Source organism: Variovorax sp. JS1663 (assembly GCF_002157355.1).
Lineage (GTDB): Bacteria > Pseudomonadota > Gammaproteobacteria > Burkholderiales > Burkholderiaceae_C > Variovorax.
Window position 1 is genome coordinate 23,958 of the sequence record NZ_LYMK01000004.1, and the last position, 12,573, is coordinate 36,530.

Consider the following 12,573-nt stretch of genomic DNA (forward strand, 5'->3'; position numbering starts at 1 on the left):
TGGGACCCCAAAAGCAGGCGAGTTGTAACCAAATTGGTGCGCACCCAATCAACGCACCAATTCAGGGCCAAGACGCACCCCAAAGGCGTGCAGGCCTTCGAGAAGCTGCGCATAGGCTGCGTCGATGCGGTTGACATCGCCCTTGACGCCCAGCTCGATGTGCCGCCCGTGCTCGGGATGATCGACGCTGGGCAGGCTGAAGACGCGGATGCCCGGATGCGTGCGCTCGATGGCCTCCATCAGCGGCGTGAGCGTGGCCTCCATGGCACCGTACACGACCACCGACTTCTCGAGAGAGCGGCCGTACCCAAACAGGTGACCGTAGCGCTCGTCTAGCACCGACTCGATCATCGGCCAGGCCATGACCGGGAAGCCCGGCACGAAATGCACGTCGGCCACGCTGAAGCCGGGAATCTTGTTGTAGGGGTTGCGGATGATCCTGGCACCGAGCGGGAACACGCCCATGTTCAGGCGGTGCACGTTGTCCGGCCGGTCGGGCTCGTAGGGAATGCCCTGCTCGCGGGCCGTGTCCTGCATGCGCTCGCGGATCAGGACCTCGGCCTCGGGATGCAAGGCCAGCGGCACGCCCAGCGCGGCGGCCGCGCACTGGCGCGTGTGGTCGTCGGGCGTCGCGCCGATGCCGCCGGTGGAGAAGACGATGTCGCCCGAGGCGAAGGCGCGCCCCAGCGCGGCGGTGATGCGCACCGGCTCGTCGCCTACGTACTCGGCCCAGGCCAGTTGCAGGCCGCGCGCCGCGAGCAGTTCGATCACCTTGGGCATGTGCTTGTCGGCGCGCTTGCCGGAGAGAATCTCGTCGCCGACGACGATGAGGCCGAACGAACGGGTCATGGTGCTCCCCATTGGGTTGCGACGGCACGGGCATCCGCCGACTCGGCCGCCGAGGTGGAAATGGCCGCCGCGGCGCGCTGCGCCCGCAGCTGCGCCAGGGCGTCCAGGCAGTAGTGTGCGAACCAGAGCGCGGAGAAGGCGAACACCAGCGTGTAGATCCAGATCGCGAGCGGCGCCAGCACCAGGAAGGCGGCGGCGAAGAGCAGCCCCGAAGCCCAGACGATGCTGGGTGCGGCGCCCAGGTAGCCGCACAGCACGCCCACGCCGAGCAGCGGCAGGCGGTGGACGCGCAGCAGGGCCGCGCGCTCCTCGGGGCTGGCATGCTCGGACAGGGCATCGAAGCTCATCACGCGGTAGGTGAGCCAGCCCCAGATCAGCGGCGGCAGGACCAGCACCAGGGGCGGGATGAGCCACAGCGGCATCGAGACCACCAGCGCGACCAGTGCCAGCACCGTGAGGCCGAGCGCGCGGAACATGCTGCCGAAGAAGGACGCGCCCTTCTTCTGCTCCAGCGAAGGAAAGCGCCGCTCGGCCACCAGGCGGGTGAGCGCCGGCGCCATGAGGCCGGAGACGATCAGCAGCGACACCACCACGATCACGGGCGTGGCCGCGACCACCACCACCATCGGCGCCAGCACCGTGGTGACGTCGCTGGAGAACAGGCGCCCGAGCCAGGCCCAGAAGCTGGCGATCAGCGGCCAGGCGTCGAGCGCATCGCGCGTCCAGGCCACGGTGGCGTCCCAGTAGAAGTAGCCGAAGAGCGCCGCCAGCACGATCATCAGCCCGAGCGGCAGCAGCGACAGCACGATCACCCGCGGGTGCATGCAGTAGGCGACCGAACGCCAGAAGGAGTCGAGAAGGAGACGCATGGGAGGCCGAGGATAACGCCAGCCCGTGACCCCGGACTCAGGCGCGACCGGCCAGCCGCTTCAGCCCAAGCCATTGCTGCGCCCAGAAGCCACGGCCGTAGTCGCGCAGGCGGCCGCCGGCATCGGGTTCGACCTGGTCGCGGATGCCCGTGGGATCGAAGCGGTCCTCGAAATTGACAGTGCGAAACAGCATGTCCCACCAGGGCAGGAGCACGCCGAAGTTGTGGCCACCCAGGGTGCGGGGGCCATTGGATTCGTGCCCGACGCCGATGCTGTGGTGCACACGATGGAAGCGGGGGCTGATCCAGAGCCGCTCGCCGATCCCGCCGAAGTGCAGGCGCAGGTTGGCATGCTGCAGGCTCTCGCTGAGCTGGGTGAAGGCCACGATGGCGATGAACTGGCCCGGCGCCACGCCGATCAGCTGAGCGACCACTACGATGATCGTGTCGTGGATGACATCGTCGAGCAGGTGGTTGCGGTTGTCGCTCCACATGGTCATCTGGCGCTGCGAGTGGTGCAGGGAATGCAGTGCCCACCACCAGTTGAAGCGGTGCTGCCCGCGATGGATGAAGTATTCGACGAAATCCAGCACCACGAGGTAGATCAGGAAGGCGACCCAGGGCACGTCGGTCACGCCGGGCCAGAGCTGGTCCAGGTGCAGGGAGCCCCAGCCGGCCGAGCGCACGGCACCCAGTGCCTCGTCGAACAGCGGGTCGAGCGCGAAGAACATCGCGAGGCGGAACAGGCCCAGCCGGTGGATCAGGGTGTAGAGGATGTCGATGCGGATGGCGCGGCGGTCGGTCACCGGCTCAACCGGCCACCAGCGCTGCAGCGGGCCGATGATGGCCACCAGGACGGCGATCTGGATCAGCCCGACCAGCAGCCAGCCGGTGGCGTCGAATGCGTCTTCGACCCAGCCGCCGAGGCCGACGTCGTAGACCAGAGGCTGCACGGCAGCCTCGAACAGCCACTGCTGCACGCTGGAGAAGAGGTCCGTCAGCCAGTCCATCGGCACGCCTTGCGTTGCTCAGGGATGCGATGCGATCCAGTCACGATACGCCGGATGCTGGCGCAGCGTCTGGAAGCAGAAGCCACGGGCCTTGAGGCCCACGATCAGCGGCTCCAGCACGGCCGGTGCCCAGGGTTCCTTGCGCGACCAGATGCCCAGGTGCGCCAGCAGGATGTCGCCGGACTGGATGTGCTCGAGGGCCTGGGCGAGCAGCTTCTCGTTGCTGAACTTCTCGCTCGGCAGTTCGTCGCCCAGGAAGCCGGCCGGCGACCAGCCCACGTGGGCATATCCGCAGCCCTTGGCGACGGCCAGCAGCCGCGGCGAGGTCTTGCCGCCGGGCGCCCTGAACAACGGCAGGGGCTTCTTGCCCGTGATGTGCTGGAGCCGCTCGGAAGCCTTGGCGATGTCGGCGCAGTACTGGTCCGCATCCCAGGTGAACTGACGGCCCGCGAAGGCGCCGGCCGATGGCTGGATGCGAAAGCGCGACGCGGCACCCTGGATGTCGCCACGCCAGTAGGCATGGTCGTAGGTGTGGGAGGCGAACTCATGGCCCTCGGCCGCCCTCGCCTTCCACCAGGGCGCCCATTGGTTGTCCAGGCTGTCGCCATCCGTCAGCGTGCGCTCGGCCGCCGCGAAGAAGGTGACGCGCACGTCCTGGCGCTTGAGCACCTCGGCGACCAGGGGCGCCACGCCCATGTGGCCGGTGTCGAAAGTCAGATAGAGCGGCTTGGTGCAACTGCCCTGCGCCACGGCGGCCGTAGACAGCACGCCCGCGGCAAGCAGAAGGATGGAAGCGGCGGCAGCCCTAGCGCTTGGCATGGTCGAGCGTCCAGACGCCGTGCGGCGAGCGGCCCACTGGCACCTGCCGCACGACCTTGCGGGTCGCCAGGTCGATCACGCTGAGCTTCTTGGCCCAGCGGGAGGTGACGAGCAGCGTCTTGCCGTCGGCCGAGAGGTCCATGCAGTCCGGCCCGCCGGGCACCGGGTAGGTGTCGCTGACCTGGAGGGTCTGCAGGTCGATGCGGCTGATGCTGTTCGCCACGCGGTTGCTGACGAAGACGCTGCGGCCGTCGCCGCCCGAGCGGAAGGCGTGGGCGCCTTTGCCGGTCAGGATCTTGCCGACCGCCTTGGGCTCGGCACCCGCAACGTCGAAGACCTGCACGCCATCGCTGCCGGTCAGGCCCACCAGCAGCGTCTTTCCGTCATGGATGCCGAAAACGTCGGCGGGCATCGGCCCGGTGGGCGTGCGCCAGCGGATGCTCTGGCTGGCCAGGTCGACCGCCACCAGCTCGTCGCTGTCCTGCATGGTGACGTAGGCGGTGGTGCTCTTTTTGTCGATCCAGATGTGGCTGGGCGTCTTTCCCGAGGGAATGCGCTTGACCAGCTTGGGCTCCTTGCCGTCCCAGCGGTAGATGTCGACGTGGTTGAGCCGGTTGCCGGCGGTCACGAACCACTTCATGTCCGGCGAGAAGCGCAGGTGGTACGGATCGATGATGCCGTAGACCACCCGCTGGACCTCGGCCGTGCGGGGATTCAGGAAGGTGAGCGAATCGCCGGCGGAGTTGGCGACGATCAGCGACTGCTCGTCGGGCGTCAGGTAGAGGTGGTGCGGCTCCTTGCCGGTCGGAATGCGCTGCTTTTCGGTCCAGTTGACCGGATCGACCACGCTCACCGTTGCGTCAAGCGAATTGAGCACGAAGACCAGGGCTGGCTCGGCGGCCAGCGACGGCAGGGCGGCGCAGGCAAACAAAAAGGCCGCGAGGCGGCCTGGGACGGAGAACTTGAAGCGCAAGGGAGGAGTTCCGGAAGAAGGCTTCGGATTTTAACGATCAACTCTGGACATCGGCTGACCTCGCCGTCCTTCCTCGCAGGGCATCGACCTGCTCGGGCTCCAACCAGCGCCATTGACCGGGCGCCAGATCATCAGGCAACGCCAGTGGGCCGATGCGAGAGCGATGCAGGGTTTCGACCCGGTTGCCCACGGCGGCCAGCATGCGCTTGACCTGGTGGTACTTGCCCTCGGTCAGCGTGAGCCGCAACTGCTGCGGTCCGGTCGCCTCGCAATCCGCCGCCCGTACCGGCTTCGGATCGTCATCGAGCACGACGCCGGCCAGCAGGCGCTCGACCTGGTCCTGCGTGACCGGATGCTTGGCGCCGACCTCGTAGACTTTCGGTACATGGTGCCGAGGCGAACCCATTCGATGGATGAACTGGCCATCGTCTGTCAGCAGCAACAGGCCTGTGGTGTCCTGATCCAGGCGGCCGATCGCCTGCACGCCCTGCACAGCACCCTTGTTGGGCCGTTGGCGCAGGGGCGCGGGAAGCAGCGTGTAGATGCTGGGATAGGTGGAAGGCTTCTGCGAGCACTCGGTGCCGGCCGGCTTGTGGAGCATGAGGTAGGCCTTCTCGTGGTAAGCCCACTCGGCGCCCTGGACCGTGAGGCGCAGGCCCTGCGCCTCGAACTCCGCGCCCGGATCGGTGACGACTCCCTCCCCCACCCGCACGAAACCCTGCTGGATGAGCCCGGCGCAGACGCGCCGGGTGCCGAAGCCCTGGGTGTAGAGGATGTCCTCGAGACGCATCAATACCCGAGCGCCAGCCCGGTATTGCGGCGCGGATCGTTGGCACCGTAGAAGCGGTTCTTGCCCACCGCCTTGCCAGCCAGCGAGGGGGCGCCGACGATGATCGCCGCCATGTGGTTGGCCGGCTGCGGCACGCCGAGGTTGTGCCCCATGTCGGTCAGGATCTTGCGCGTATCGGGGCTGAGCGCGAAGGTCTCGACGTTGGTCACGTCGGGGAGCCACTGCTGGTGGAAGCGCGGCGCGTCCACTGCCTCCTGCACGTTCATGCCGTAGTCCACCACGTTGAGGATGGTGTGCAGCACGGCGGTGATGATGCGGCTGCCGCCCGGCGTGCCGACCACGAAGACAGTCTTGCCGTCCTTGGTCATGATGGTCGGGCTCATCGAGGACAGGGGCCGCTTGCCGGGGGCGATGGCGTTCGCCTCGCCCTGCACCAAGCCGTAGAGATTGGGCACGCCCACCTTGGAGGTGAAGTCGTCCATCTCGTTGTTGAGCAGCACGCCGATACCCGCGGCCGTAACCTTGGCGCCGAACCAGTCATTCAGTGTGTAGGTGACCGAGACGGCATTGCCCCATTGGTCGACGATCGAGTAGTGGGTGGTGTTGCTGCCCTCGTGCGGCGCGACGCCGGGCTTGATGTCCTTGGAGACGCCAGCCTTCTTCGGGTCGATCACGGCGCGGACCTTCTCGGCATAGCCCTTGTCGAGCAAGCGGTCCAGCGGGTTCTTGACGAAGTCGGGATCGCCCAGGTAGCTGTTGCGGTCCACGTAAGCGTGGCGCATGGCCTCGATCTGGTAGTGGACGGACTGCGCCGAGCGGAAGCCCAGGTCCTTCAGCGGATAGCCCTCGAGGATGTTCAGCATCTCGCAGATCACCACGCCACCCGAGCTCGGCGGCGGCGCCGAGATCACGTGGTAGCCGCGGTAGTCGCATTCGACCGGTGCCAGCTCGCGCGTCTGGTACTGGTCGAGGTCGGCCTGGGTGATGATGCCCTTGCCTTCCTGGCTCGACTTCACGATGGCGGCACCGACCGGACCCTTGTAGAAGCCGTCAGGACCCTTGGCGCTGATGGCTTTGAGCGTCTTCGCCAGGTCCCTCTGCACCAGCTTCTGGCCGACCGCGAAAGGTTCGCCCTTGTTGAGGAAGATCGCGCCGGAGGCGGAGTCCTTCTTGAAATCGGCGGTGGCCGTCGCGAGCATGTCGATGTCACCCTGCTCTAGCGCAAAGCCGCGCTCGGCCAGCGCGATCGCTGGGGCAATGAGCGCCGGGCGCTGCATGGTGCCGTACTTCTGACGTGCCAGCTCCAAGCCGGAAACGGTGCCGGGCACACCGACGGCGAGATGACCGTTCGTGCTCAGCCCCTTGATGACGTTGCCCTCCTTGTCGAGGTACATGTTCGCCGTGGCGGCCAGCGGCGCCTTTTCGCGGAAGTCGAGGAAGGTCTTGCGGCCGTCAGCCAACTGGACGGTCATGAAGCCGCCGCCACCCAGGTTGCCGGCCGCCGGGTAGACCACCGCAAGCGCATAGCCCACGGCCACGGCCGAGTCGATCGCGTTGCCGCCGCGCTTGAGAACATCCACGCCGACCTTCGTCGCCAGGTGCTGGGCACTGACCACCATGCCGTTCTCGGCTGCGGCCGGGGCCAGCGAGGCGGCATGCAACTGTGCCGCGCCGGCCAGCGCCAGCGCCGCTGCAACGGTGCTACGCAGAATCGAAGTCCACTGGGCTTGTTTCACTGTTGTCTCCTTGTTTTCCAAGGAGACGATCATGCCTCAAGCAGTGCCTTCCGGCGCAGGTCGCGCAGGGCCAGCGTCACCTGTCGTAGCGTGAATTCCCGCAGGGCCACCTCGTCCGTCAGGGGCTTCTCGTCCTTGATGAAGCGCAGGCGGCCAGCGCGCGCCTCCGCGGCGAGATGCTCCGCCAGGGCGTCGTGCGAATGCTCGCCATCGAGCAGGGGCAGCAGGCAGCGCTCGAGCAGCGAGAGGCCTACCAATTCGTGCCACTGGTTGCAGGCCAGCGCCGTCGGCCCGGCACTGAGCGCCAACCCAGGCGCGCGACGCTGCACGGCGGAAGCTCGCGGAAGCGCCGACACCTCGACGCTCGCATTGGGAGGCGTCCGTCGGATGCGCACCGCGCCGAGGATCACCAGTTCCTCCAGCATCGCCATGACCACCGGGTCGACCGCGGCACGAGGCTCGCCGGTGCGCGCCGACACGGCGGCAATGAGCGCCTCCGTCGACATGCTGGCCGGGTAGCGCTCGTCCAGCACCTGGGCCACCGCCTTGTGCACCGGCTGCCGCAGCGTGACCTTCAGATTGCGGATCGCGTTGCAGGCCTGCTCGCGGGCATCGAGCGTGAGCACGCCGCCGTCCGCGGCCGAGAACACGCCGGCGTACTCGAGCGCGCGGATGCGTTCGGCATCCAGGCGATAGCGGATGTTCGCGGCGCGCTCCTGCTTGACCAGCAGCGACTGGCGGAAAGTCCTGTTGACCAGGAAATCCAAGTACTGCTCCATCATGATCTGGCTTCCGCCGCATTCCCGCATCAGCGGATCGCGCACCTTCTCGCCGTAGTTCTGCACGAACATGGTCGAGGGTTCGGCATCGGCCAGGTAGTTGAGTCCATGGGCACTCGCGCGCGCGGCGAACTCCTTGAAGTAGCAAGGCGCGTTGTGGGGCTCGAGGAATTCATGCAGCAGGTAGTACGCGCCCGAGTTGCGCACGATCGGCATGTTCTCTTCCAGAGTCTTCTTGAGCACGCTATCCGGTCGCGCGGATTGTTCGAGAAATTCGAGCATGCCGCGGGCATAGGAAAGTTTCTCGTTGGGCTCGTCGCGCGGCGCGCCGCGCAGGATCATCGCGTCCCGCACGATCTCCCGCGCCTTCCAGCCCGGGTAGACGTTGTAGCTCAAGTAGGCCACACCCTCCGGCGACAGGTTCTGCGAGCACACGCGAAGGATCGCGTCCTGGACCGGCGCCGGCACCCAGCTGTAGACACCGTGGCAGATGATGTAGTCGAACTGCCCGAAGGACGCATCGATGCCGGTGATGTCCAGGGCGCGCAACTCGATGTTCTTGAGCTGCGCTTGATCGATGGCGGCCTGGCCCTGGGCGATCTGCACGGAAGACAGATCCACGCCAAGCATGCGAGCGTCCGGATGGCGCGCAGCGATCGGAATCAGGTTGCCACCCGCGGCGCAGCCCAGTTCGAGCACGCGTGCCTGCGCAGGCGCCGGCGCGGCAAGACCGAAGAGGAAGGCGAGTGCTTCGAGATGCTCGATCGTTGCCTGGGGGAAAGGATGAGAGTCGTAAGGAACGACGTCGTAGTAGTTCGAGAGCGAGGGCGATGTCGATGAGTCCATGGATTCCTCTGGTGCCGCGCGGCGACACGACCTGCCGGGCTATGCAGACGGCTCAGCCCTTCCGGCCGCGGGCGCGAGCGAGCGCGACTATAGCTCGCGTGCAACAACCTGCGAGGAAGCCAAAAGAATGCGTCAGAATTGCCGATCCGCCGCCGGGCTACGTGTCGAGCGTCCGCGCTGTCAGCAGGTAGGTCGAGAGGTTCGCCAGCTCTTGCGACAAGCCATACATGTGCTGGTACTGCAGGATCTGACGCGCGATCAACCGCAAGCGCATGCCGAAGTCCGGACGGGAAGCCTGCTCCAGCAAGGATGGCATGACCGGGAGATGGGCGCCACGCTGGAACGATTGCATGATCGGCGGCATGTCGCCACGCTGGAACTCGAGCGCCATGCTCATTCTCGGACGCTCGGCGAATTCGCTGGTCGGGCCGCCCCAGTGCATGACACGTTGATTCCAGACCAGGTAGTCGCCGGGTGTGGCCGGCAATGCACGCGCGGCGAACGCTGGTATAGGAGGCTCCGGCATGCCGGCCGGCGTGTTGTAGCCGGGATCCATGTGCGCCGGCACGATGTACATGCAGCTGTTCAGCGGATTGGCGTCCGAGAGCGGAATCCAGCAGGTGAGCGCACGCGGCGAGCCATCCGGTGCCAGCGCGTCGTGGCGATTGTCCCGGTGTGGCTTCCATCCGGTTTCGCCCTTCTTCGGATCGACGTGCCAGGCCCAGAATGCGGGCAGAGGACGGTAGTCAGCCCCGAGGAAGTACGAGAAAAGCGGCCGAAGCCGTTCGTAGCAGGCCCAGGGTTCGTCGTAGACCCACGCGAACACGGCCGGCAAGCCCATGCCGATGCATTGCGTCACGCCCTCGCCGATCAGTGGCGCCATGCGCCCGATGGCGTCGTCACCATCGCCGAAGTAGCCGTCCTTCGCCATGCGCTGCGCAAGCCGTTCGTAGCTCTGACGTGGCGTGGCTTCGGCAGTTGACGATATGCCACTAATGTGAAGTTGGGGCGCGACCCCGCGCCAGAAGCTGGCGCTGCACAGGGCGTCCCAGGTCAGCGCTCGCTGGACAGGCTCGATATGGATCATGGCGCGCTCCCGGATCTCGAGCGGCACAGCCAGAATCGGCGGCTCGCTGGATCCAACGGGGGCGCATCCTAGCTCTGCGAGTTGGGCTGGAGCATCGCGAAAGCAGCATTCGCGACAATCTCCCCGGCCGAAGCGTGGACGCAAGCACGCGTCTTGCAGATGTATGGTGGAGCTGGGGGGATTTGAACCCCCGTCCGCAAGCCTTCGTCGCGCAGATCTACATGTTTAGCGATCTGTTTTAGGTCTCGCCACCGGTGTCGCGCAGTCGCACGCTACACCGGCCGCCAGTACCCTTGGTTCTCGCCTCGACCCAAGGTACCCGGATCGAAGCCAGCCGATGTGGATTAACTTTGCAGCCGGGAGGCGTCAGATTGCTCTAGCGCCCCCTTGCCCAGCCCATCGGCTTGCTGTTGCAAAGCTCACCGGCAATTAAGCGGCGAGTGCGAAACGTTCGTCGTTTGCAGTTAGTTTGTTTGAATCTGTTTTACGAGCACATTCAGCTCGACATGCACCGCTGCGATTCCGAACCCACGTCGAAACCAATGCAGCCCCAAGCGATGCATTTTAGGGCCGTTCCAGAAGTTGCAAGAGCTCCAGGGGTGATCTGATAGAAGCATCGGCTTCCCAGAGCGTCACGTCCGCATCCGCGCCCATGTAGCCATAGGCAGCGGCCACTGTCCGCATGCCGGCAGCCCGGCCGGCCGCCATGTCGCGTTCATCGTCGCCGACGTAGACGCAATGCTGAGGCATCACGCCCAACTGCCGCGCCGCCTCAAAAAGCGGCTCCGGATGCGGCTTGGCATAGGGGGTCGTGTCGCCACTGACGATTGCTCCTGCCGTCCCGAACAGCGGCATGGCGCGCGTCAGCGGGCCGGTGAAGCGCACCGACTTGTTGGTGACGACTCCCCAGGGCAAGCCACGCGCTCGAAGCGTTGCCACGAGCTCGGCCACGCCATCGAAAACGCGGGTGCGCAGCATCCGAGCCTCGTAGTTGACAAAAAACTCTTCACGCAGCGGCGGGAAGTCCGGCGCGTCGGGCGTGATGCCGAAGGCGACCCCCAGCATGCCGCGCGCGCCAGAGCCGGCCATGGGACGGTAGCGCTCCAAAGGGAGGGACGCTAGGCCACGGTCGACGCGCATCTGATCGGCAGCGGCACCCAGGTCCGGCGCGCTGTCGATCAACGTGCCGTCCAGGTCGAACAGGACGGCTTGGATGGCAGCAGTGGTGCTCATCGCCGAGACACCGAGGGCTTCCGCGTCGCAAACATGTAATTGACGCTGGTGTCGTCGCTGAGCCAGTAGCGTCGCGTGATCGGGTTGTGCTGCAAGCCGCGGGTGTGGTGCAACTCGAGCCCGGCGGCGCGGCAATGCGCCGCCAACTCGCTGGGCCGGAGCAGCTTCTGGTATTCGTGCGTCCCGCGAGGCAGCATGCCCAGGACGTATTCCGCGCCGACGATCGCCAACAGGAAAGACTTGAGGTTGCGGTGGATCGTCGAGAAGAAAACCCAGCCGCCAGGCCTGGCAAGCCGGGCACAAGCCTCCACAACCGAGGCCGGCTGCGGGACATGCTCCAGCATTTCCATGCAGGTGACGACGTCGAAGCTCTCCGGTTGCTCGGCCGCCAGATCCTCGACGCTGACATGACGGTACTTCACACCGCGCGTCGCGGCCTCCAGTGCGTGCAACTGCGCGACCTTGAGCGCCTTGTCCGCGAGGTCGATGCCAAGCACGTCCGCATTCCGGCGGGCCATGGCATCCGCGAGGATTCCACCGCCGCAGCCCACATCGAGCACCTTGCACCCAGCGATCGGCGCGATGCTGTCGATCCACTCCAGTCGCAGGGGGTTGATTTCATGCAACGGTCGGAATTCGCTTTCCAGGTCCCACCAGCGATGGGCCAACTCGGAAAATTTGGCAAGCTCGGCCGGGTCGGCGTTCACAGTATCGGTCATGTACGGATTATGAAACGGCGCCAATTGCTCTTAAACATTCACATTGAATCGGCAATGCAACGGGCATAAAAAAACCCCGCCGAGGCGGGGTTGTCTTGCTGATTCCAGGGAATCAACGGTTGGCGCGGGTACCGACCACTTCGATTTCCACACGGCGGTTCTTGGCGCGGCCTTCCTTGGTGCGGTTGTCAGCCACAGGCTGCTTCTCGCCCTTGCCTTCGGTGTAGACGCGGTTGCGTTCGATGCCCTTCGAGACCAGATAGGCCTTGACGGCTTCTGCACGGCGGACCGACAGGCGCTGGTTGTAGGAATCGCTACCGATCGAGTCGGTGTGGCCGACGGCGATGATCACTTCGAGGTTCACGTCGCGGATCTTCGAGACGAGGTCGTCCAGCTTCGCGCGGCCTTCCGGCTTGAGCACCGACTTGTCGAAGTCGAAGAAGGCGTCGGCGGCGAAGGTGACCTTCGACGCAGCAACAGCAGGTGCCGGAGCCGGAGCGGCCGGAGCGGGCGCCGGAGCAGCAGCAGCGGGCGGCGGGGGCGGAACCAGGGCGCCATCGCAGCCAGCGGCAGCGGTCGCAGGCGTCCAATTCGCATCGCGCCAGCACAGTTCGTTCGTACCGTTCTTCCAGACCAATTCGCCGGTGCCGTTTTGCCAGTTGTCGATCACGGGCCCACCGTTCGCGGCGGTGACACGGGTCTGCGCGCCGGCGGCAGTGGCGAGCGCAGCGACTGCAAACATCATCGCCACTTTATTCAGTTTCTTCATGGTTCTCCTCTTGGGGAAAAAGCCGCAGCCGCGCTGCGAATCAAGGACGCTTTAAGTGACCACCACCCAAAACGTTGAGGCGATTGTGCCATGGG

At 66.0% G+C, this 12,573-nt stretch carries 12 protein-coding genes and 1 other RNA gene; all 13 read right to left on the bottom strand.

Features of this window, described 5'->3' with window-relative positions; all coding sequences use genetic code 11:
- Window positions 1–48: 48 nt before the first annotated feature.
- Window positions 49–849, bottom strand: a complete 801-nt coding sequence (locus A8M77_RS05075) for a competence/damage-inducible protein A (protein ID WP_086920471.1) — start codon at window positions 847–849, stop codon at window positions 49–51.
- A complete protein-coding gene (locus A8M77_RS05080) occupies window positions 846–1,718 on the bottom strand; it encodes an EI24 domain-containing protein (RefSeq protein ID WP_086920472.1) in 873 nt (290 codons plus the stop codon). The genes A8M77_RS05075 and A8M77_RS05080 overlap by 4 nt, the downstream gene beginning before the upstream one ends.
- A 37-nt stretch (window positions 1,719–1,755) precedes the next feature.
- Window positions 1,756–2,727: a sterol desaturase family protein gene (locus tag A8M77_RS05085; protein WP_086920473.1), complete on the bottom strand. Its 972-nt coding sequence runs from the start codon at window positions 2,725–2,727 to the stop codon at window positions 1,756–1,758.
- An 18-nt stretch (window positions 2,728–2,745) separates the two neighbouring features.
- Window positions 2,746–3,546, bottom strand: a complete 801-nt coding sequence (locus tag A8M77_RS05090) for a polysaccharide deacetylase family protein (RefSeq protein ID WP_086920474.1) — start codon at window positions 3,544–3,546, stop codon at window positions 2,746–2,748.
- Window positions 3,533–4,477: a YVTN family beta-propeller repeat protein gene (locus tag A8M77_RS05095; protein ID WP_238136730.1), complete on the bottom strand. Its 945-nt coding sequence runs from the start codon at window positions 4,475–4,477 to the stop codon at window positions 3,533–3,535. Before A8M77_RS05095 ends, A8M77_RS05090 begins: the two co-directional genes overlap by 14 nt.
- Before the next feature lie 79 nt (window positions 4,478–4,556).
- A complete protein-coding gene (locus tag A8M77_RS05100; protein ID WP_086920476.1) occupies window positions 4,557–5,309 on the bottom strand; it encodes a pseudouridine synthase in 753 nt (250 codons plus the stop codon).
- Window positions 5,309–6,928: a gamma-glutamyltransferase gene (gene ggt, locus A8M77_RS05105; RefSeq protein ID WP_238136731.1), complete on the bottom strand. Its 1,620-nt coding sequence runs from the start codon at window positions 6,926–6,928 to the stop codon at window positions 5,309–5,311. The genes A8M77_RS05100 and ggt overlap by 1 nt, the downstream gene beginning before the upstream one ends.
- 146 nt (window positions 6,929–7,074) lie before the next feature.
- A complete protein-coding gene (locus A8M77_RS05110; protein WP_086920478.1) occupies window positions 7,075–8,670 on the bottom strand; it encodes a class I SAM-dependent methyltransferase in 1,596 nt (531 codons plus the stop codon).
- Window positions 8,671–8,827: 157 nt separating this feature from the next.
- Window positions 8,828–9,757 (bottom strand): phytanoyl-CoA dioxygenase family protein, encoded by a 930-nt coding sequence (locus A8M77_RS05115; protein WP_143694548.1) that lies wholly within the window; start codon window positions 9,755–9,757, stop codon window positions 8,828–8,830.
- 164 nt (window positions 9,758–9,921) lie between these two features.
- Window positions 9,922–10,309: a transfer-messenger RNA gene (gene ssrA, locus A8M77_RS05120) on the bottom strand.
- Between the two features lie 12 nt (window positions 10,310–10,321).
- Complete coding sequence (locus tag A8M77_RS05125) at window positions 10,322–10,990, bottom strand: HAD-IA family hydrolase (protein ID WP_086920480.1); 669 nt, start codon at window positions 10,988–10,990, stop codon at window positions 10,322–10,324.
- On the bottom strand, window positions 10,987–11,709 hold the full coding sequence (gene ubiG, locus A8M77_RS05130) for a bifunctional 2-polyprenyl-6-hydroxyphenol methylase/3-demethylubiquinol 3-O-methyltransferase UbiG (RefSeq protein WP_086920481.1): 723 nt from the start codon (window positions 11,707–11,709) through the stop codon (window positions 10,987–10,989). Before ubiG ends, A8M77_RS05125 begins: the two co-directional genes overlap by 4 nt.
- Before the next feature lie 112 nt (window positions 11,710–11,821).
- Window positions 11,822–12,478, bottom strand: coding sequence for an outer membrane protein OmpA (gene ompA / locus A8M77_RS05135; RefSeq protein WP_086920482.1), 657 nt, complete (start codon window positions 12,476–12,478; stop codon window positions 11,822–11,824).
- Between the last annotated feature and the right edge of the window lie 95 nt (window positions 12,479–12,573).